Below are 20,427 nucleotides of genomic sequence, written 5' to 3'. Positions count from 1 at the left end.
ACGACATGTCCCCGATGACTCGGCTCTCGATCTGTTTTGTGCTGATGGCGGCGCTCTGCACGGAGCAGGCTGCGCACGCGCAATATGTGTCACCGGGCGCCTCGCGCCTCGCTCCACTATCGCCCCAACCACCGCCGCCGCCGAAGATCGAGGCACCGAAGGTTCCGCAATTCGACGCGCCACCGCGATACAATTACCAGCCGCTTCCGCGCAATTCGTTCGGCGATCGCTTCACAAAGTGTCTCGACGCCGCCGCGGCCGCGGGATTGGGCCCGGCCGATCGCGGTACGTATGCACGCAGTTGCGCCAACTAGCGGCGCTCATCGTCGTCCTGGTGAAGTCTCGACGACGCAGGTGATTTGACTGACGAAGGATCGAAGAAGCAGATGCGCGAATTGTTCGAAGAGGCAGCAGGCCAGCCCACGCCGGATCCCCGGGCATCGGCGCGCGCGTCCGCGCGTCCGCCGCAGCGCAAGCGCTTCTACAAGGAGGCGGGCGTTGCTGAGGCCGAGGGCGGTTTCGCCGTCACGCTCGACGGCAAGGCGATCCGCACGCCAAGCGGCCGTCAAGTGCTGATTCCGGCGCGGACGCTTGCCGATGCCGTGGCCGCTGAATGGGCGGCTCAGGGCGAAAGCATCGACCCGGTGAGCATGCCCCTGACGCGCATCGCCAACAGCGTCGTGGAAGGCGTCGTCGACCGCGTCGAACTCGTCAGCGACGACCTCGCGAAATATTTCGAATCCGACCTTCTGTTCTATCGCGCTGGCCATCCCGAAAGGCTGGTCGCCCGCGAGGCCGCGCATTGGGATCCCGTGCTGTTCTGGGCGGCGGAGGCGCTGGGCGCACATTTCATCCTGTCCGAGGGGGTCATGCATGTGAAGCAGCCGGACGAGGCGTTGAAGGCGGCCCGTGCCGCCCTGCCGCAGGATGCCTGGTCGGTCGCCGCGCTCCACATGGTGACGACCCTGACCGGCTCGGCGCTGCTGGCGCTGGCGCTGGCTCATGACGTGCGCGATGCCGGGCAGGTCTGGGATGCCGCCCATGTCGATGAGGACTGGAACATCGAGCAATGGGGGGTGGACGAGGAAGCGGCCGCGCGCCGCGCCACGCGCCTCAGGGATTTCGAGGCCGCCGTGACGGTCTTGGCGGCGGCAAAGGCGCTCGCGGCCAAAGGTCCTTAACGAGAGGTTTACGACGCCGGCCTTAGGGTGGGGGCGTGCTCCCTGGGGCCTTTTGCGATGCCGACGCCGGTCACGTCCATTCTTCCCGTCAGTGCCGCCAGCTCCCTGGCTGATGCGACGACGCCCGACCTCGTGCTTCAGGCGGGCAGCGTCGTCAATGCCAGGGTGGTCGGCGTGATGGCCGACAATCTGGTGCGGATCGCGATCGCCAACCTCTCGATGGACGTCATGTCGGAGGTCCCGCTGACGCCGGGGCAGAATCTCCAGCTCGCGGTCTCGCAGAACAACGGCACCATTCGGCTCGCGGTTCTGGGTGGGGCAGGCGAAGCGGCTGCCGATCAGATCACGCTGACGCCCCGCGCGGCATCGTTGCTGGAAAGCCCGCCACTTGCCCCGTCGGCGGGCGCTTCGCGCAACACGCTGACGCCGTTGGAGCATGCTGCTGTTGCGGTGGCTTCGGCCGATGCCGCGACCAGACAGGGCAGCCAGGCCACCCTGTTTGCCAATCTGGCCTCCGTCGTCACCGGCAGCGATCTGCCCGCGGGCTTGAAGCAGGCGGTGCTGGACGTGCTGGCACAGCAGACGCCGCTCAACACCGGGCTCGACGGTGGCGATATCGAATCCGCCTTCCAGAAGTCAGGGCTGTTCCTCGAGGCCTCGCTTGCCGCGGGGGCGCCGTCCTCCGGCACGATGCCCGATTTGAAGGCGGCGCTGCTGGTGCTGCGCCATGCGCTGGCGACAATCGGGACTGCGGTACCATCGACGCAAGCCGAAGCGACGACTCCGGCAGCAGGGGGAGCGGCGCAGGCCGCATCGCCGTCGACCGAAACCGCCCAACAGCCGCAAGTGCCGCGCGGCGCCAATTCCGCAGCTGCCCTGCCCGCCGAGATCGCTGGCAGCGCTTCGCAGCCGGCGGCACTGCGAACCATGTCCGCCGGCCTTGCGGCGAGCTTGCTGCAAGAGGTCGCGCAAGAGCTGCCGCGTCTGGCCGGCAACGTGCCGGGGTCCAGCAAGGGCGTGCCGGATGGCCGCCTCTTCGAGGCCGCCACGCAGCCGACGCCCCCGCCATTCCGCGGAGCGCTGCCGGCGCCGCAGTCCATCGCCGCGCCATCGCTCGCGCCGGACACGCCGCTTGCCGCGACCGTGGATCGCCTGCTCGACGACACTGATGCTGCGATCGCGCGGCAGACGCTGTTGCAGATTGCTTCGCTGCCCGATCGCAGCGGTGCGACCGGGCACCGGATCGATCCGGCCGTGCCGCAGTGGAATTTCGAGATTCCGTTCGCGACCCCGCAAGGAACTGCCATGGCGCAGTTCGAGATCTCGCGCGATGGTGGCAATGAGGCCGCCGATCCCGTCGCGCAGGCTTGGCGTGCACGCTTCTCGCTGAATGTGGAGCCGGCGGGCCCCGTCCACGCGCTGATCACGCTCAACGGCGACAAGACCTTCGTGCGGATGTGGGCCGAGCGGCCGGCGACGGCGCAGCAGCTCCGTGCCGGCATCGGTGAGCTCAGCCAGGCGCTGACGCGCGCCGAGCTCAAGCCGGGCGACATCCTGGTCCGCGACGGCACGCCGCCGCAACCGGCGCCGGCCCCCGCCGGACATTTTCTGGATCGCGCGACATGAGCGATTCAACCAAGCTCGCGATCGCGCTGCACTACGAGAAGGGCACCAACGCCCCAGTCGTCGTGGCCAAGGGCAAAGGCACGATCGGCGAGAAGATCGTCGAGATCGCCAGGGCGCACGACATCCCGATCGAGGAAAACGAGGTGTTGGCCGGCGCGCTCTCCAAGGTGGAGCTCGGTGAAGAAATTCCGCCGGACCTCTACAAGGCCGTGGCCGAGGTGCTGGTGTTCGTGCTGCGGCTGTCGGGCCGGGGAAGGTAAGGATCAACCGTCATCGTTTCACCACGTAGCGGCTGCATGGTCGCGCCGGTTCTCCATGCTCACGGATATCGCTTTTGCTGACCCGTCGTTCTACCCTCGGTCTTCTCGCTGCAGTCTCGGCCCTGCCATCGCGTGCGCTTGCCCATGTCGCGCCGCCGCGCAATGAAATACGGGAGGGCATCGCAAAGCGCTTCACCGACCTCGGCACGTCAGGCACCTTTGTCGGCTACAAGGTCGAGGACTATCTCGTTGTCGCAAGTGACAAGGAGCGATCGGGTGAGGGCAAGCTGCCGGCCTCGACCTTCAAGATTCCGAACGCGCTGATTGCGCTCGAGACCGGCGTGGTCACTGATCCCGACAAGGACGTGTTTCCCTGGGACGGCGTCAAGCGTCCGATCGAGGCCTGGAACAAGGATCACACGCTGCGCAGTGCGATCGCAGTCAGCGCGGTGCCGGTCTATCAGGAGATTGCGCGCCGCATCGGCCAGGAACGCATGCAGAAATATGTCGACGAGTTCGATTACGGCAATCGCGACATCGGCGGCGGCATCGACCAGTTCTGGCTCACCGGGGCTTTGCGCATCGATCCGGTCGAGCAGATCGACTTCGTCGACAGGCTGCGCCGCCGCGCACTGCCGGTGAGCAAGCGCAGCCAGGATCTCGTCTGCGATATCCTGCCGGTGACCAAGGTCGGCGACAGCGTCATTCGCGCCAAGTCCGGTTTGCTGGGCGCCGAGCGCGGCGAGCCGTCGCTCGGCTGGATGGTCGGCTGGACCGAGAAGGGCGAGTCGCACACGGTTTTCGCGCTCAACATGGATTGCAAGGAGCCGCGTCTCGTCGGTGAGCGCATGCCACTGACACAGGCCTGCCTTGCCGATATCGGCGCGATCTAGCTCCATCCGCAGCCGCGTCTGCGAACGCAGGCCGAGCAGTTCTCTTGCAGCCATTCCGCCTCGCCGTGAAATCCTGGCTCCCAGGCAGGCAAGCCCGGCCATGGCGATCTTGGGTGCATGTTCATTGAGCCCGTGGCACCGGTCGCGGGCGGGAAGCCGATCTGGTGTCCTGTTGCCGCCGAGCGCGCGAGCGGGGTGACCCCGGCCGATCCATGCTCCATTCCGCCTCCCAGGCAAAACTTTGTATTTCCTTGCGCTTTTACGCTGCTCAAGGCAGCCCTGCAGGCCCGAAAGCCGCTTCCCGGCCCGCAAAATGCCGTGTTAGAACCCCGGCATCGCGTAAGACTTAAGAACTGGCGGGAGCAAATGAAGCACATCCTGGACGCCCTTGAACATCGTCGTGCCGGCGCGAAGCTCGGCGGCGGGGAGAAGCGCATCGAGGCGCAGCACGCCCGCGGCAAGCTGACCGCGCGCGAGCGCATCGAGCTCCTGCTCGACAAGGGATCGTTCGAGGAGTTCGACATGTTCGTCGAGCACCGCTCCACCGAGTTCGGCATGGAGAAGAACAAGATCCCCGGCGACGGCGTCGTCACGGGCTGGGGCACCGTCAACGGCCGCAAGACGTTCGTGTTCGCCAAGGATTTCACGGTGTTCGGCGGCTCGCTGTCGGAAACGCACGCGCTGAAGATCACCAAGCTCCAGGACATGGCGATGAAGGCGAGGGCGCCCATCATCGGCCTTTATGACGCCGGCGGCGCCCGCATCCAGGAGGGCGTCGCCGCGCTCGCCGGCTATTCCTACGTGTTCCGCCGCAACGTGCTGGCCTCGGGCGTGATCCCGCAGATCTCCGTCATCATGGGCCCCTGCGCCGGCGGCGACGTCTATTCGCCGGCCATGACCGACTTCATCTTCATGGTGAAGAACACCAGCTACATGTTCGTGACCGGCCCCGACGTGGTGAAGACCGTCACCAACGAGGTCGTCACGGCGGAAGAGCTGGGTGGCGCCTCGGTGCACGCCACGCGCTCCTCGATCGCGGACGGCGCCTTCGAGAACGACGTCGAGACGCTGTTGCAGATGCGGCGCCTGATCGACTTCCTGCCGTCCAATAACTCCGACGGCGTGCCGGAATGGCCGAGCTTCGATGACATCGAGCGCGTCGACATGTCGCTCGACACGCTGATCCCCGATAATCCGAACAAGCCCTATGACATGAAGGAGCTGATCCTGAAGGTCGTGGACGAGGGCGACTTCTTCGAGATCGCGGAGAGCTTTGCCAAGAACATCGTCACCGGCTTCGGCCGCATCGCGGGGCGCACCGTCGGCTTCGTCGCCAACCAGCCGATGGTGCTCGCCGGCGTGCTCGACTCCGACGCTTCCCGCAAGGCGGCGCGCTTCGTGCGCTTCTGCGACGCCTTCAACATCCCTATCGTCACCTTCGTCGACGTGCCGGGCTTCCTGCCGGGCACCGCGCAGGAATATGGCGGCCTGATCAAGCACGGCGCGAAACTGCTGTTTGCCTATTCGCAGTGCACCGTGCCGCTCGTCACCATCATCACCCGCAAGGCCTATGGCGGCGCCTTCGACGTCATGGCGTCGAAGGAAATCGGCGCCGACATGAACTACGCCTGGCCGACCGCCCAGATCGCGGTGATGGGCGCCAAGGGCGCGGTCGAGATCATCTTCCGCTCAGACATCGGCGACCCCGACAAGATCGCCGCGCGAACGAAGGAATATGAAGACCGCTTCCTGTCGCCCTTCATCGCCGCCGAGCGCGGCTATATCGACGACGTCATCATGCCGCACTCGACCCGCAAACGGATCGCAAGGGCGCTGGCGATGCTGAAGGACAAGAAGACGGAAATGCCGGCGAAGAAGCACGACAATCTGCCTTTGTGAGATGGAAGTGGCCCGGATAAGCGCAGCGACATCCGGGCCCTTACTCAGGTCCCATGTTGCTTTGCTCATGCGGGCTACAGGTCCCTCTGATTTGGCATCCTGGATGCAATGACCGAAGACGATCCGGCTGACGAGATTTCCGATATCGAAGCGCGGATCGAGGCGCTCGCCGAAATCGCCGAGCGCTGCCGGAAGTACATTCTCGCGTCCAAGATCGCGATCGGCGGCGGGGCGACGCTGTTGTTGGTGACGATCCTCGGCCTTTTTGGCTTCGGTCAGACCGCCGCCTTGGCATCGATCGCGCTGGTGCTGGGCGGGATCGTCTCGCTCGGTTCGAACGTCAGCACGCTGCGGCAGACGGACGAGGCCATCAGTGAGGCGGAGGCGCGGCGTTCGGCGTTGATTGGCAGCATTGATCTCCGCGTCGTTGCCGATGCGCCGCTGAAGCTGGTGTGAGGCGCACCAGCACGCTTCACGCGGCCCGCTTGAACGTCAGCTCCGACAATTCGGTGCGGCACTCGGCTGCGAAGGCTTGAAGCCGCTCGGCGGCCTGCCGGTCGAGGATGGCCTTGGCCAGCCGCTCGGCGCGCGCAATCTGTTGCTTGAGATATTCGATGCGGGGCATGTGGCACCTTTCAGAGGAGTTCTGCGACGAATGGCTTCGTTCCAGCTGGGGCGACTCTAGTCCGAGTGCCTGATTTATTGTGTGAGGCAGATCACGCCCCGCGCCTGGCATCCGCCATAGCAAAATGTGCCATCTGATCGGCATGAGCCTTGGCGAAGGCGGGACGGGCGGTGGCGCGCGCGAGGTAGGCGCGGCAGGCCGGATGGTCCATCAGCCCGTCGAAGCCGTCGGCAGGGCGCAGCACGTCCGCCATCAGGATGTCAGCGACGGAGAAGGAGCCCGCCAGCCATTCGCGGCTGCCGAGCACCGGCTCGAGGTGCTTCAGCCGAAGCTTGAGGAAGTCGTCGACGAATTTCCACGCCGGCGTATCGGTCGGATGGCCCATGAACTGCGACATTGCCCAGGGCAGGCTCGCCATCTCCACCGAATTGAGCGCAGCGAACACCCATTTCATCGCTTCAGTGCGGCCGCGCGGATCCGTCGGCATCAGCTTCTCGCTCAGTCCGCCGAGATGCAGCAGGATCGCGCCGGTCTCGAAGATCGAAATGTCTCCGTCGGTCAGCCACGGCACCTGGCCGAACGGCTGGTGCGCGAGGTGGGCAGGCCCGCGATCCTCGAAAGGCACGCTCGCAACGCGATAGGGCAGGCCGGCTTCCTCCAGTGCCCAGCGCACGCGGAGGTCGCGCACGAAGCCTCGCGGCGCGTCGGGAACCCAATTGAAGGTGGTCAGGGTGAGGTCGGCCATTGCTGTCTCCGTGTGTTTCGGGATCGAAGCGAAGGACGATCGAAGGCGGCCCGTTCCGACACCGGCACGAACTCTTTTGTCGCCGCTCGCCGAAGCGGCTATCCTGGCTCAAACAATCAGGAGGAAATCCGATGCCCGCTGCCTTCTTCGTCGTTCGCGCCATCGTCACCGATCCCGCCAAGCGCGCCGCCTTCGACCGGTGGTACGAGAGGGAACACCTGCCCGACGCGGTGAAGGCGTTCGGTGTGGCCAAGGCTTGGCGATTCTGGAGTCTGGATGACCCGTCGATTCACCAGGCCATGTATGAATTCGAGGACGAGGCGAAGCTTACGGCTATGCTCGAGGGCGATGTCTTGAAGCAGCTCGTCGCCGACTTCAATCGCGACTGGCCCGACGTCAAGCGCACGCGAGAAATGCTGGTGCTGGCGCAGGCGTTTGCGAGGTAAGCCGAAGACATCTTCTGGGCGCGATAAATCTGAATGCACGATTCAGCCTCGGTTCATGCCGTCACGGCGACACTCCTTCTGCATCACAGGCACGATGATCCAAGAAGGAAGAAGCCATGGAGCGCCGGAGTTTTTTGAAACTTGCATTGGGATTGACGGCGGGCGCCGCCGCCTTCGCCGCATCCGCGGCGCAGGCCGCGCCGCTGTCACCGCATCCGCTCGCTGATCCCGCCCGCATGCCGCAAGGCAATCCCGACGCTCACCCCGCAGTCACCACGGGGGAGGAAGCCGCCGAGCTGACGCCCGAGCAGGTCCACTGGCACGGGCATCGCCGCCACGCGCATGGCCATCACCGCCACTGGGGCTGGCACCGCCGTCATTGGCGCCGGCATCGCCGACGCTGGCACCGCCGCCATCATTGGTAAGGAATCCAAGTCGAGGACTGGATGGGGATCGCCACTGGCGGTCCTCTTTCGATTCCGACGCGCGTCAGTTCAACGGCGGATGGGCCGTGGGCCGCACCCACAAAAAAGGCCGCGCAGGCTCCCGCCGCGCGGCCATTCTGCAACGAAAATGGAGGGATATCAGAACGGGCGGCAGCGACCGGCGTACCAGCGGAAGCCGTAGGGGCACACGCGGGCGCGCGGCACCACGACGACCGGTGCCGGGGCGATCACCACGGGTGCCGGGCGCACGACCACAGCGCCACGCATCGGGCGGCAATTACCGTAAGGACCGCGATAGAACCCTCGGCCGCAGCCTTCAGCTGCGCTGGCAGCTTCGCTGAAACCGACCACGGCCGCGCTTGCGAGCATGACGGCGGCAAACAGGTATTTCATTGAATTCTTCCTTCTTGTCCTTTGAGGCAGGCACAGGGGCATGGCGCTTCTGGCGCACAATGAATCAAGCGACACGATTCGACACGTTAAAATCCTGCAACATGCCGACACGTAGCGATCCAAACCTGCCAATCATGACCTGAATGCGGCATGAACGTTCTCCGCATGCGGCTTCAGGCGACGTCGGCGGCGCTAGCGGCCGAGAAAGCCCAGCACCAGCTCCCTATACCTCTCCGGCGCCTCAAGGAAGACGAGATGGCCGGTGTCCGGGATTACCTCCGCCCGCGCATTCCGCATCGTCGCGGCCAGCATCTTCGCCAGTTCAGCGTTCTGCCCCATCTTGGCCCGCAGCGCCTCCGGCGCGAGCGGCCGGCCGGGAGCATTGTGATCGTCGGCGCCCATGATGAACAGGGTCGGCAGCGCGATGAGCGGGATCTCGTGCGCGACCGGCTCGCGGTAGATCATCTGGCCGGAGCTGACGAAGGCGCGCAGCCAGCGCGGATAATCCGGGCTGCCCTTGATGTTGAAGCGGGCATCGATGAACGGCGTGATTGCGTCCGCCGGCAGCTTGATCGCGTAGTTGGTCTGGAGTTGCTTCCGGTAGCCCTCCGCCGTGAGCTTGTCCTCGGTCTCCATCATCTTCTCTGTCGGCGTCGGCGGCACGTAGAGGCGGTAGTCCTCGAGTCCGATCGGCGCGGTCAGCACCAGATGGGCAACGCGGTTCGGGTAGGCCCGCGCGATGCGCACGCCCAGCATGCCGCCAAGCGAATGGGCGACGATCTCGGCTTTGTCGATCTTGAGATGATCGAGCAGTGCCATGGTGTTGCGCGCCAGATTGTCGAAGTGCAGCTCGCCCGCCGGCTTGGAGGATTTGCCGAAGCCGATCTGGTCCGGAACCACGACGCGATAACCCGCCTCGCTCAGCATCTCGATCACAGGCGCCCAGTAGCTCGATGGGAAATTGCGCCCATGCAGCAGCACCACGGTGCGGCCGTTCGGCTGAGCCGCGGCGACATCCATATAGGCCATGCTGAGAGGCTCGCCGTCGTTGACGACCGGGATGAAATGCACGGGGTAGGGATAGGCGAAGCCTTCGAGCGCGATGCCATAGGGCTCGCGAGGCTTCGTATCGGCGGCGTGGGATGCAAGCGGGATGCTGAAGAGGACGGCAGCAAGTGCAGTCGAGAAGATGCGGTTCATCAAAATCTCCGTCATGCCCGGGCTCGTCCCAGGCATCCACGTGCCAGCCGCAATAAAGACGTGGATGGCCGGGTCAAGCCCGGCCATGACGAGAGGAGGAGTTCACACGGGATTGTGTGCCGTCGCGAGGGCTCGCGTGATCAGTCCCGCCCATTCCCGAACAGCGCGGCGAATTGCTTCTCGCCGATACGGGTGAAATTCACCACGCGGCTGCCCGGCGTGGCATCGCGCGTGGCCCATTTCAGCTCGGCAAAGCGTTGCATCAGGGTCGCGCCCAGCATGCCGGCGAGATGGTGACGCCGCTCGCTCCAGTCCAGGCAGGCCTTGCAAACCGGGCGGCGCGGGTGGCTGAGCATGTCGGGGGAGATCTGCAGATGTTTGGCAAGGAAACGCGCCCCCTCGGTGGTGAGCTCGATGTCCAGTTTCTTCTGCCTGACCAGCTGCCGCTGTCGCAGCGAGTCCAGCATCTGCACGCCGAGATCGCCGGCGAGGTGATCGTAGCAAATCCGCGCGCGCCGCAGCGCCGGGTCCTTCGGTCCGGTACGCACCCGCATGTGGCCGGTGCGCGCGGCAAGTCCCGCAAGCCCCTCGAGCACGCCGGCGACGTCGTCGTCGGTGAGGCGGTAGTAGCGATGCCGGCCCTGCTTCTCCGGCGCGACGAGGCCGCCTGCCTCCAGCTTCGAAAGATGCGAGCTCGCGGTCTGCGGTGTGATGCCGGCCTCCTGCGCCAACTCGCTCGCAGTGAGCGCGCGGCCGTTCATCAGCGCGGTCAGCATATTGGCGCGGGCGGGGTCGCCGACCAACGAGGCGACCATGGCGATGTCTGGGCCTGCTTTCATAGTTCGATGATAGGCGAAGCATTGTAGCGAGGCAAGCGCGTAGTCCTCACTCAAGTCGTCATTGCGAGCAACCCGTGACAGAATTGCCAAGCAATTTTGCACTGGCGACGAAGCAATCCAGACTGTCCCAGCGGAGGGATTCCTGGATTGCTTCGCGAAGCCTGTCATCGGGCCGCGCTTCGCGCGGACCCGTTGGCTCGCAATGACGGAGCAACGAGGAGAACCCCATGTCCGTTACCGTGTTCATCCGTTACCAGCTAGATCCCTTCAAGCGGGCGCAATTCGAGGAATATTCGAAGCGCTGGCTTACCATCATCCCGCGATGCGGCGGCGACTTGATCGGCTATTTCATGCCGCATGAGGGCACCAACAACATCGCGTCCGCCCTGATCTCGTTCGAAAGCCTGGCGGCCTACGAGGCCTATCGCAAACGGCTGCGGGTTGATCTCGACGGCATGGCAAACTTCAATTTTGCCGAGTCTGAGAAATTCATCCTCGCCGAAGAGCGCACATTCCTGCGCAAGGTGGTATTGTAGGCCAACCAACAGCAGGAGACGCCTATGATCGCCGTGATCTTCGAGGTCTGGCCCAAGCCGGAACATCGCCAGGACTATTTCGACCTTGCGGCGGATCTGAAGCCCCTGCTGCAAACCATCGACGGCTTTATCTCGGTCGAACGCTTCGAGAGCCTGAGCGAGAAGGGCAAGATTCTATCGGTGTCGTTCTGGCGGGATGAGGCAGCGGTCGAGGCTTGGCGCAACACGATGGAGCATCGCCGCACGCAGGCGAAAGGCCGTGCCAAGATCTTCTCGGACTATCATCTGCGCATTGCGAGCGTCGTTCGTGACTACAGCATGACCGATCGTGAGCAGGCGCCGAAGGACAGCCGCGCGGTGCACGATGCGCACTAGCGCACTTGAAAACGCGCGCCTATGTCTGCGCGGCCAACGAGGGAGAGATTCATGCATGTGACAACTGCTGACAAGCGCGCGGCGTTCAGGAAGATGCACGAGAGCGGCTGCTTCATCCTGCCCAATCCGGTCGATGTCGGCAGCGCCAAAGCGCTGCAGCATCTCGGCTTCAAGGCGATCGCGTCATCGAGCGCGGGCTTTGCCTGGACCATCGGCAAGGCCGACAATCACGTCACCGTCGAGGACGTCTGTCAGCATCTGGCAGCATTGAGTTCGGCGGTCGACATTCCCGTGAATGCGGATTTCGAGGGCGGCTTTGCGGTTGAGCCGGACAGGGTCGCCGACAATGTCGAGCGCTGCGTGCGCACCGGTGTCGCGGGCCTGTCTATCGAAGATTCAACCGGAGACAAGAACAATCCGCTCTATGACCACAGTCTCGCAACCGAACGCATCAAGGCCTCGCGCAAGGCGATCGGCGACAGTGGCACGCTGTTGGTCGGCCGATGCGAGGCTTATCTCTGGGGTGTCACCGACCTTACGCTCGTCATCGATCGGCTGGCCGCATACGCCGATGCCGGCGCCGACTGTCTCTACGCGCCGGGTCTGAAGAGCCGCGAAGACATCGCTGCGGTGGTGAAGGCGGTACATCCCAAGCCGTTCAATCTCCTGATCGGCGCGTCCGGGCTCTCCCTGCAGGAAGCCCAGGATCTCGGCGTGCGCCGCATCAGTGTAGGAGGCTCGCTCGCCCGCGTCGCCTGGGGCGGCTTCATGCGCGCCGCAAAGGAGATGGCCGAGAAGGGAACGTTCACCGAGCTTGGCAGCGGCTATCCTGGCGGCGAACTCAACAAGATGTTCAGCTAGGCAAACGAAAAGCGGCGGGACCTTGCATCCCGCCGCTCACCCATCTCACTGAAACTGTCACTTCGCGCCGTCAGGCGGCGTCTGCGACTCCGGCGCCGGGGCAGCCGGCCTGCTCGGTGCAGCACCCGTCGTTACGCCCGGCTCGGTGTTGTTCCGCGGCGTCACGTCTCGCATGCCGGGAGGTGCAGCCGGATTGGAAGGCGCCTGTTGAGCGGTTTGCGAGGCCGGCGTGTTGCTGGCCTGATTGGTCGTGCTGGTATTGTTCAGGCCGTAGAACACGGCGCCCAGCACCAGGGCGATCGCCACTGCAAACACCGCGATCTTGCCGCTGGAAGCAGGGCCTTCGCCAAGTTGGGGATCGGCCTGAAGGTCGGTATCCCGGCGCGCCGTGCGAGAATACTCATCATCGGCGAGGTTCGGGCGGTACGGATCGTTGGGAAAACGGTCGTCAGCCATCGATTGGATCTCCTCGGGTTATGACGGCAAGACAACCCTTAGCTGCGACATTCCGTTCCGCGCCACCTTATGCTTTCGTCGCATGTTGCTGATCTGTGGGGAATCGGGAACCCGTTCGGCAGGAACTGCGCCCAAGTTCCATGTCCGGAGAAGGGGAACAACCGATGTGGAGCTTGCCGCCGACCGACAGCGTGCTGCATGTTCTGGCACTCGTCGCCATCACTGCGGAGGGGATGACGGCGGCGCTCGCCGCGGGCCGGCGCAGCATGGACTATGTCGGCGTTTCTCGGTCACTATCCGCTGGTCTGGGTGGCCAATCCAATCTACCTCGCACTGCCGGGTGGAGCGGCGCTGCTGACCATCCTGATCGCGCGGCTGGTGCATCGGCTGCACCTCGCCTTCATCGTGCTCGATGCCATCGGGCTCGTCGTGTTCACCATGATCGGCTGCAACGTCGGCTGGTAGATGGATGCCTCGCTGCCGATCGTGATCGTCTCGGGCATGGTGACCGGCTGCGCCGGTGGCGTGTTGCGCGACGTGCTCTGCAACGATGTGCCGCTGCTGTTTCGGTCCGAGCTCTATGCAAGCGTCTCGGTCGTGACAGGGTTGTTCTATGCGACGGCGTTCGGCCTCAATCTCAACGCCGAACTCTGGACGATTTTGACCTTCGTCCTCGGCCTCAGCTTCCGCCTGCTCGCGGTGCGCTACAAATGGGAAATGCCGAAATTCGTCTTTACGGGAGACGAGCGTTAGCGCTTCGCTCACTTGGAATGTCGGAGCCATGCCATCTACAGCGTCATGGCGGTTTCCTCCTGCCATCCGCGACCTCTGCAACCGCACTGCACAACGTCGGGCCCGCAAGCGCCAAGCTAGTCAGAATCGTCCGGTCGAGGGACCTTCCCTGCGACCAATCGCCGTCACCCGCACGATGGGGATGTCCGTTCATTTCGCGGCGGCGGGGGTATTGTGACACAAACTGAAAACGCCCGGCGTGTTTCGGGCCACGAAGTTGCGATTTTTGCCCGGCGCGTCCTTCGGTCCAGATTTGTGGTGCGGATCATGAAATATCCGACATAGAGTGGCGGCGGTGGTCGGCGCGCCCTAGCTAAAAACAACGGGAAGGCAACGGCTTAAGTCGGCAAGACTTGAACAGGGCGGTAGCGAGGACAGCATGGGCATAAACCAGGGTCCGATCAGTCTCGATCAAAAATACACCCAGCAGACGGGACACGTCTTCACCACCGGCATCCAGGCCCTGGTGCGCTTACCGATGGCGCAGATCCGGCGCGACCGCGCCAATGGCCTCAATACCGCCGGCTTCATCTCCGGCTATCGCGGCTCGCCGCTCGGAGGCTATGACCAACAGCTCTTCGCCGCGCGCAAGCACCTCGAACAGTACAACATCAAGTTCCAGCCCGGCGTGAACGAGGATCTGGCGGCCACCGCCGTCTGGGGATCGCAGCAGCTCAACCTCTCGCCCGGCGCCAAGTACGACGGCGTCGTCGGCATCTGGTACGGCAAGGGCCCCGGCGTCGACCGCTGCGGCGACGTGTTCCGCCACGGCAATGCCGCCGGCTCGGCCAGGAACGGAGGCGTACTGTGCCTCGCCGGTGACGACCACGGCGCAAAGTCCTCGACTGTCCCGCATCAGTCCGACCACGCCTTCATGTCTGCACTGATGCCGTATCTCTATCCCTCGAGCATCCACGAGATGATCGAGATGGGTCTGCTCGGCATCGCGATGTCGCGCTATTCCGGCTGCTGGGTCGGCATGAAGGTGATCACGGAGACGGTGGAGACCACCGCCGAGATCGATCTCAGCGACGAGATGAAGCCCTTCATCATCCCGACCGACTTCGAGCTGCCGCCCGGCGGCCTCAACCTGCGCTGGCCCGACGACCGTTTCGAGCAGGACCGCCGCCTGCAGGACTACAAGGGCTTTGCCGCCATCGCCTTCGCGCGCGCCAACAAGGTCAACCGGATCACCATGGATTCGCCGAACGCACGCTTCGGCATCATGGCGTCGGGCAAGAGCTACGAAGACGTCCGCCAGGCGTTGCGCGAGCTCGGGATTACCGAGGAGGTCGCCGCCAAGATCGGACTGCGCCTCTACAAGATCGGGATGCCCTGGCCGCTGGAGCCGGAAGGCGTGCATCAATTCGCCGTCGGTCTCGAGGAGATTCTCATCATCGAGGAGCGCCGCGAGATCGTCGAGAACCAGGTCAAGCAGGTGCTGTTCAACTGGCGCGACGACGTCCGCCCGCGCATCGTCGGCAAGATGGACGAGCACGACAAGCGCTTCCTCACCTTCGCCGCGGAGCTCAGCGTCGCTTCACTTGCGACCTCGCTCACCGAGCGTCTGCTCCGGCTTGATCTCAACCCCGAGATTGCGGAGATGCTTCGCGCCAAGGCCGATTGGTTCAACGGCCGTCAGGCGTCGCAGATGATCCCGACTGCGCCCGTCTCCCGCACGCCGTATTTTTGCTCCGGCTGTCCCCACAACACGTCGACCAAGGTCCCCGAAGGAAGCCGCGCGCTTGCCGGCATCGGCTGTCACTTCATGGCGCTGTGGATGGACCGCTCGACGGAGACCTTCACCCATATGGGCGGCGAGGGCGTGCCGTGGGTCGGCATCGCGCCCTTCACCAACGAAAACCACATCTTCGCCAATCTCGGCGACGGCACCTATTTCCACTCGGGAATTCTGGCGATCCGTCAGGCGGTCGCCTCCAAGGCCAATATCACCTACAAGATCCTCTACAATGACGCCGTCGCCATGACCGGTGGCCAGCGCCATGACGGCGATCTCTCGCCGCAACAGATCACCCATCAGCTCCACGCCGAAGGCATCCGCGAGATCTATCTGGTCTCCGAGGCGCCCGATGCCTATCCGGCCGATACCATTGCGCCCGGCGTGAAGAAATATCATCGCGACGAGCTCCAGAACGTCATGAAGATGTGCCGCGAGTTCAAGGGGACCTCGGCGATATTGTTCGTGCAAACCTGCGCGGCCGAGAAGCGCCGCCGCCGCAAGCGCGGCCTGATGGAGGATCCGGCGCGCCGCGTCATGATCAATCCCGCGGTCTGCGAAGGCTGCGGCGATTGCTCGGTGCAGTCGAACTGCATTTCGGTCGAGCCGCTGGAAACCGAGTTTGGCCGCAAGCGTGCCATCAACCAATCGTCCTGCAACAAGGATTATTCGTGCCTGAAGGGCTTCTGCCCGTCTTTCGTCACCGTGGACGGAGGCAAGCCGCGCCACCGCGCACCCGCGGAACTCGCCGACATCGGTGAGCTGCCGGAGCCGGCCTCGCGGCCCACACTGGACAAGCCCTACAATATCGCAGTCGGCGGTGTCGGCGGCACCGGAGTTCTCACCATCGGCGCGCTGCTCGGCATGGCCGCGCATATCGAGGGCAAGGCTTCGATGATCCTCGACATGTCGGGCCTGGCGCAGAAGGGCGGCGCCGTGCTCAGCCATGTTCGCCTGTCGGATCATCCCGCGGAGGTAACCTGCTCGCGCATCGTCACCGGTACGGCGGACCTCGTGCTTGCCGCGGACGAGGTGGTCGCGGTCGCCAAGGACACGATCTCGCTCTGCGACACCAGCCGCACCCGCGGCATCATCAACAGCCATGTCATTCCGACCGCCGACTTCGTCCTCAACCGCGATTTCAACTTCCAGACTCGGAAGCTGCACGCGCTGCTGGAGACCGCGCTCCACAAGGACTCCGTCTTCTTCGACTTCACCAAGCCGGCCGAGCAGCTCCTCGGCGATGCCATCGCCACCAACATGATGATGATGGGGTACGCCTATCAGAAGGGTCTCTTCCCGCTCTCGGCGGAGTCCATCGAGCAAGCGATCGAGGTCAACGGTGTCTCGATCAAGATGAACAAGGAAGCTTTCCGCCTCGGCCGCCTCGCGGTCGCCGATCCGAAGCGACTTTCCGACATGCTCAAGGGGACGGACGAGGTGGTCGCGCCCAAGACCCTGGACGCGATGACGCTGGATGAGGTCATCGAGCATCGCGCCAAGCATCTCACGGCATATCAGAACAGCCGTCTCGCCAGGCGCTATCGCAAGCTGGTCGACCAAGTCCGAGATGCCGCGGTGAAGGGCGGCTATGGCGACGCGCTGCCGCGCGCCGTCGCGGTGAACTATGCCAAGCTGCTCGCCTACAAGGACGAGTACGAAGTCGCGCGTCTCTACACCGACGGCGCCTTCGAACAGCAGCTCCGCGAGCAGTTCGAGGGCGACTTCACATTCAACTTCAACCTGGCGCCGCCGATCCTGGCGCGTGGCGTCGATGCCCTCGGCCGCCCGAAGAAGCGCACCTTCGGCCCGTGGATGCTGAACGTTTTCCGCGTGCTGGCAAAGTTCAAGTTCCTGCGCGGCACCCTCTTCGACGTCTTCGGTCGCAGCGCCGACCGCAAGCTCGAGCGCGACCTCATCGCCGGCTACGAGAAGGATGTCGCCACCGTGCTCGGCCTCCTATCGCCGGTGACGATCGACACCGCGGTCGAACTGCTCTCGCTGCCTGATCGCATCCGCGGCTACGGCCCGGTGAAGGAGAAGGCGGTGGCGGATGCAAAGGCTCGCTACGCCCAGCTCGCGGCGGACTTGGCAACCCCGCCGCCTGCGCCCAGACAGATCGCGGCGGAGTAGGGCAGTCTCGTAGGTGGGTTAGCTCCGTAGACAGCCACTTCTCCGTCCACGCGGAAAGCCAAGAGGTGGTCACGCCTTCAGCTAACCCACCGAAGAATTCCCGTGTGAAATCAACCACCGTTCTACTGTGCATGGGGTTGTTTTGCAGAATGGATGATCGGCGGCTCCGTTCGCAATGACGACGCGGAGGCCGGCGAGAACCTCTCCACTTGCGCCCACTCGCTGCCCTCTCGCGGGGCGGAATATTTCCACGCTTGCCAATCAGCCCACCGCGGTTCAGAAAAACCACGCAACAAGAAACGCGAGCGGAGACCTGAAGTTTGACCATCAAGGGCAAGGCCTACATCGCCGGGATCTACGAACACCCGACCCGGCATGCGCCGGACAAATCCACCGCCCAGCTCCACGCCGAGGTCGCCAAGGGCGCGATCGAGGATGCCGGGATCAGCAAGGACGACATCGACGGCTATTTCTGCGCGGGCGATGCCCCCGGCGGCGCCTGGCCGATGGTCGATTATCTCGGCCTCAACACCAAGAAGCTCCGCCATGTCGATTCCACCGAGACCGGCGGCTGTTCCTACATCATCCATCTCGGCCATGCCGCCGAGGCGATCGCGGCGGGCAAATGCTCGATCGCGCTGATCACGCTGGCCGGCAAGCCGCGCACCGGCGCGATGCCGCCGCGGGCGCAGGGCGCCGAAGCCGATTTCGAGACCGCCTACGGCGCGACCACCCACAATGCCTATGGCATGTGTGCCATGCGCCATATGCACGACTATGGCACCACCAGCGAGCAGCTCGCCTGGATCAAGGTCGCGGCCTCGCATCACGCGCAGTACAATCCGCATGCGATGCTCAAGGACGTCGTCACCGTTGAGGACGTCCTGAATTCGCCGATGATCTCCGATCCCTTGCATCGCATGGATTGCTGCGTCGTCTCCGACGGAGGCGGCGCAATGATCGTGACGACGCCCGAGATCGCCAAGAGCCTGAAGAAGCCGCTGGTGCGGCTCATCGGTCACGGCGAGGCGATGAAGGGCCCGCGCGGCGGCAAGGACCTCGATCTTACATACTCCGCCGGCGTCTGGTCCGGCCCGCGTGCGTTCGAGGAAGCCGGCATCACGCCGAAGGACATCAAGTACGCCTCCATCTACGACAGCTTCACCATCACAGTCCTGATGCAGCTGGAAGACCTCGGCTTCTGCAAGAAGGGCGAGGGCGGCAAGTTCGTCGCCGACGGCAACCTCATCTCGGGCGTCGGCAAACTGCCGTTCAACACCGACGGCGGTGGTCTTTGCAGCAACCATCCCGTCAACCGCGGCGGCATGACCAAGATCCTCGAGGCCGTGCGCCAGCTGCGCGGTGAGGCGCATCCGAAGGTGCAGGTCAAGAATTGCGATCTCGCCATCGCCCACGGCACTGGCGGGCTTCTCGGTGTCCGCCACGCCGCGTCGACGGCCATTCTGGAGCGCGTGTGATGAGCGAAGCAAAGAAGTATCCGGCCCCGGTGACGAATCCGGAGACCGCAGCGTTCTGGGACGCCGCCAAGCAGGGCAAGTTCATGATCAAACGCTGCACCGCGTGCGGCGAAGCCCATTACTTCCCGCGTTCGATCTGTCCGTTCTGCTACTCGGACAAGACGGTGTGGGAGGAAGCGTCGGGCGAGGGCACGATCTACACCTACAGCCTGATGCGGAAGTCGCCGACCGGTCCTTACGCGATCGGCTACGTCACGCTGAAGGAGGGGCCGTCGGTGCAGACCAATTTCGTCGACTGCGATCTCGAAAAGCTGAAGATCGGGCAGAAGGTGAAGGTAGTGTTCAAGCCGACCGACGGCGCGCCGCTGCCGTTCTTCACGCCGGCCTGACGCGAAAACAAGGTGTAACCCTCTCCCCTTGTGGGAGAGGGTGGCAGCCGAAGGCTGCCGGGTGAGGGGTCTCTCTCAACACGAGAAGTGTCACTGCGGAGCCAACCGTCACCCGAGTGAGTTTGTTGCAAGGGCGGTGCGGCCCTCTCCCACAAGGGGAGAGGGCACAATCAACGGGCATCGCCGCCTGCGGATAAGAAACTCGGAGAGGAAGACAAAACAACATGTCCGCCAGATATGAAGAACTCAAGGGCCTGAAGAACATCGGCCAGAAATATGCCTACACCGACCGCGAAGTCATGCTCTACGCCTACGGCATCGGGCTCGGCGCCGATCCGATGGATGAGAAGGAACTCGCCTTCGTCAACGAGGGCGCCTACACGCCGCGACCGCTGAAGGTGGTGCCGACATTTGCGTCCGTGGCCGCCTGGGGCTCGGGTCCGGGCGAGATGAACCTCAACCGCGTCATGGTTGTCGACGGCGAGCGCGACATCACCTTTCATCAGCCGCTGCCGGTGGAAGCGAATATCACCGCCGATTCCTCCGTGCTCGAAGTCTACGACAAGGGCAAGGACAAGGGCGTCGTCATCGTTCACCAGACCGTACTGAAGAACGAGAAGGGCGAGAAGCTGGCAACGCTGGTCGCCTCGCGCTTCGCGCGCGGCGATGGTGGCTTCGGCGGGCCGAACCTGACGCAGCCAGATCCGCACAAGATTCCCTCGCGCAGCCCAGACAAGACCATCGATATCACGACGCGCCCCGATCAGGCGCTGGTCTATCGCCTTTGCGGCGACCGCAACCCGCTGCACTCGGATCCCGAGTTTGCCAAGAAAGCCGGCTTCCCGCGCCCCATCCTGCACGGAATGTGCACCTACGGCATTACCTGCCGCGGCGTGCTCCAGACCTATGCCGACTACGATGCCAGCGCTTTCCGCCAGCACGTCGCGCGGTTTTCTTCCCCCGTCTATCCCGGCGAGACCGTAACCATGGACCTCTGGAAAGACGGCAACGTGATCTCGTTCGAAGCCAAGGTAGAGTCGCGCGGCGTCACAGTGATCAAGAACGGCAAGACGGTCCTGGGTTAGCGCTCTCCGCCATTCCGGGGCGCGCGATGCG

At 64.2% G+C, this 20,427-nt stretch carries 22 protein-coding genes and 1 pseudogene; 17 read left to right on the top strand and 6 right to left on the bottom strand.

The window, feature by feature from the left end; genetic code table 11:
* Positions 1-5: 5 nt before the first annotated feature.
* The 7 genes from ASG57_RS33020 (at position 6) to ASG57_RS32990 (ending at position 6,315) form a co-directional block, all read left to right on the top strand.
* A complete protein-coding gene (locus tag ASG57_RS33020; RefSeq protein ID WP_230646645.1) occupies positions 6-314 on the top strand; it encodes a hypothetical protein in 309 nt (102 codons plus the stop codon).
* Positions 315-386: 72 nt separating this feature from the next.
* Positions 387-1,181 (top strand): ATP12 family chaperone protein, encoded by a 795-nt coding sequence (locus ASG57_RS33015; RefSeq protein WP_024342475.1) that lies wholly within the window; start codon positions 387-389, stop codon positions 1,179-1,181.
* 57 nt (positions 1,182-1,238) lie between these two features.
* Positions 1,239-2,807, top strand: coding sequence for a flagellar hook-length control protein FliK (fliK, locus tag ASG57_RS33010; RefSeq protein ID WP_057198978.1), 1,569 nt, complete (start codon positions 1,239-1,241; stop codon positions 2,805-2,807).
* A complete protein-coding gene (locus ASG57_RS33005) occupies positions 2,804-3,067 on the top strand; it encodes an EscU/YscU/HrcU family type III secretion system export apparatus switch protein (protein ID WP_024342477.1) in 264 nt (87 codons plus the stop codon). The genes fliK and ASG57_RS33005 overlap by 4 nt, the downstream gene beginning before the upstream one ends.
* A 74-nt stretch (positions 3,068-3,141) precedes the next feature.
* On the top strand, positions 3,142-3,960 hold the full coding sequence (gene blaOXA, locus ASG57_RS33000; protein ID WP_057198977.1) for a class D beta-lactamase: 819 nt from the start codon (positions 3,142-3,144) through the stop codon (positions 3,958-3,960).
* 366 nt (positions 3,961-4,326) lie between these two features.
* The gene (locus ASG57_RS32995; protein WP_024342479.1) at positions 4,327-5,859 is read left to right on the top strand and encodes an acyl-CoA carboxylase subunit beta; all 1,533 of its coding nucleotides are present in this window, start codon (positions 4,327-4,329) and stop codon (positions 5,857-5,859) included.
* A gap of 108 nt (positions 5,860-5,967) precedes the next feature.
* Positions 5,968-6,315: a hypothetical protein gene (locus tag ASG57_RS32990; protein ID WP_057198976.1), complete on the top strand. Its 348-nt coding sequence runs from the start codon at positions 5,968-5,970 to the stop codon at positions 6,313-6,315.
* Between the two features lie 16 nt (positions 6,316-6,331).
* Here the strand turns inward: ASG57_RS32990 and ASG57_RS38880 are convergent, their stop codons facing one another.
* Positions 6,332-6,484 (bottom strand): hypothetical protein, encoded by a 153-nt coding sequence (locus tag ASG57_RS38880; protein WP_196232431.1) that lies wholly within the window; start codon positions 6,482-6,484, stop codon positions 6,332-6,334.
* Positions 6,485-6,575: 91 nt separating this feature from the next.
* The gene (locus ASG57_RS32985) at positions 6,576-7,229 is read right to left on the bottom strand and encodes a glutathione S-transferase family protein (protein WP_057198975.1); all 654 of its coding nucleotides are present in this window, start codon (positions 7,227-7,229) and stop codon (positions 6,576-6,578) included.
* A 131-nt stretch (positions 7,230-7,360) separates the two neighbouring features.
* Between ASG57_RS32985 and ASG57_RS32980 the strand changes: the two genes are divergently transcribed.
* Together ASG57_RS32980 and ASG57_RS37340 are read left to right on the top strand one after the other, a co-directional pair.
* A complete protein-coding gene (locus ASG57_RS32980) occupies positions 7,361-7,675 on the top strand; it encodes a hypothetical protein (RefSeq protein ID WP_024342482.1) in 315 nt (104 codons plus the stop codon).
* 116 nt (positions 7,676-7,791) lie between these two features.
* Positions 7,792-8,100 (top strand): twin-arginine translocation signal domain-containing protein, encoded by a 309-nt coding sequence (locus ASG57_RS37340; protein WP_080654964.1) that lies wholly within the window; start codon positions 7,792-7,794, stop codon positions 8,098-8,100.
* 159 nt (positions 8,101-8,259) lie between these two features.
* On the opposite strand, the gene ASG57_RS32970 is transcribed toward ASG57_RS37340, so the two are convergent.
* The 3 genes from ASG57_RS32970 to ASG57_RS32960 all read right to left on the bottom strand — a co-directional run bounded on the left by ASG57_RS32970 (position 8,260) and on the right by ASG57_RS32960 (position 10,553).
* Positions 8,260-8,514: a GCG_CRPN prefix-to-repeats domain-containing protein gene (locus tag ASG57_RS32970; RefSeq protein WP_024342484.1), complete on the bottom strand. Its 255-nt coding sequence runs from the start codon at positions 8,512-8,514 to the stop codon at positions 8,260-8,262.
* A gap of 192 nt (positions 8,515-8,706) precedes the next feature.
* Positions 8,707-9,714, bottom strand: a complete 1,008-nt coding sequence (locus ASG57_RS32965) for an alpha/beta fold hydrolase (protein WP_024342485.1) — start codon at positions 9,712-9,714, stop codon at positions 8,707-8,709.
* Between the two features lie 140 nt (positions 9,715-9,854).
* Positions 9,855-10,553, bottom strand: a complete 699-nt coding sequence (locus tag ASG57_RS32960; RefSeq protein ID WP_063997035.1) for an ArsR/SmtB family transcription factor — start codon at positions 10,551-10,553, stop codon at positions 9,855-9,857.
* A 227-nt stretch (positions 10,554-10,780) separates the two neighbouring features.
* On the opposite strand from ASG57_RS32960, the gene ASG57_RS32955 reads away from it, so the two are divergent.
* The 3 genes from ASG57_RS32955 to ASG57_RS32945 are packed head-to-tail and all read left to right on the top strand — an operon-like array spanning position 10,781 to position 12,325.
* Entirely contained in the window at positions 10,781-11,089 is a 309-nt protein-coding gene (locus ASG57_RS32955; protein ID WP_024342487.1) for an NIPSNAP family protein, read from the top strand.
* Between the two features lie 24 nt (positions 11,090-11,113).
* Positions 11,114-11,464 (top strand): antibiotic biosynthesis monooxygenase family protein, encoded by a 351-nt coding sequence (locus tag ASG57_RS32950; RefSeq protein ID WP_057198972.1) that lies wholly within the window; start codon positions 11,114-11,116, stop codon positions 11,462-11,464.
* A 51-nt stretch (positions 11,465-11,515) separates the two neighbouring features.
* Positions 11,516-12,325, top strand: coding sequence for an isocitrate lyase/PEP mutase family protein (locus tag ASG57_RS32945; protein WP_057198971.1), 810 nt, complete (start codon positions 11,516-11,518; stop codon positions 12,323-12,325).
* A 57-nt stretch (positions 12,326-12,382) separates the two neighbouring features.
* Here the strand turns inward: ASG57_RS32945 and ASG57_RS32940 are convergent, their stop codons facing one another.
* Positions 12,383-12,781 (bottom strand): hypothetical protein, encoded by a 399-nt coding sequence (locus ASG57_RS32940; RefSeq protein WP_057198970.1) that lies wholly within the window; start codon positions 12,779-12,781, stop codon positions 12,383-12,385.
* A gap of 164 nt (positions 12,782-12,945) precedes the next feature.
* On the opposite strand from ASG57_RS32940, the pseudogene ASG57_RS32935 reads away from it, so the two are divergent.
* From ASG57_RS32935 to ASG57_RS32915, 5 genes and pseudogenes are all read left to right on the top strand, one after another.
* A pseudogene (locus ASG57_RS32935) lies at positions 12,946-13,534 on the top strand (trimeric intracellular cation channel family protein).
* Positions 13,535-13,952: 418 nt separating this feature from the next.
* Complete coding sequence (locus ASG57_RS32930) at positions 13,953-17,444, top strand: indolepyruvate ferredoxin oxidoreductase family protein (protein WP_057198969.1); 3,492 nt, start codon at positions 13,953-13,955, stop codon at positions 17,442-17,444.
* A gap of 320 nt (positions 17,445-17,764) precedes the next feature.
* Positions 17,765-18,922 carry a thiolase family protein gene (locus tag ASG57_RS32925; protein WP_024342493.1) on the top strand — a complete coding sequence of 386 codons (1,158 nt, stop codon included), beginning with the start codon at positions 17,765-17,767 and terminating at the stop codon, positions 18,920-18,922.
* Positions 18,922-19,311 carry a Zn-ribbon domain-containing OB-fold protein gene (locus ASG57_RS32920; protein ID WP_057198968.1) on the top strand — a complete coding sequence of 130 codons (390 nt, stop codon included), beginning with the start codon at positions 18,922-18,924 and terminating at the stop codon, positions 19,309-19,311. The genes ASG57_RS32925 and ASG57_RS32920 overlap by 1 nt, the downstream gene beginning before the upstream one ends.
* 224 nt (positions 19,312-19,535) lie before the next feature.
* Positions 19,536-20,396, top strand: a complete 861-nt coding sequence (locus tag ASG57_RS32915; protein WP_057198967.1) for a MaoC family dehydratase — start codon at positions 19,536-19,538, stop codon at positions 20,394-20,396.
* Positions 20,397-20,427 lie beyond the last annotated feature (31 nt).

The sequence above is a fragment of the Bradyrhizobium sp. Leaf396 genome (genome assembly GCF_001424605.1).
Lineage (GTDB): Bacteria > Pseudomonadota > Alphaproteobacteria > Rhizobiales > Xanthobacteraceae > Bradyrhizobium > Bradyrhizobium japonicum_C.
Note: the sequence above shows the minus strand (reverse complement) of the source record. Positions and strands in the feature narration are given on the sequence as shown.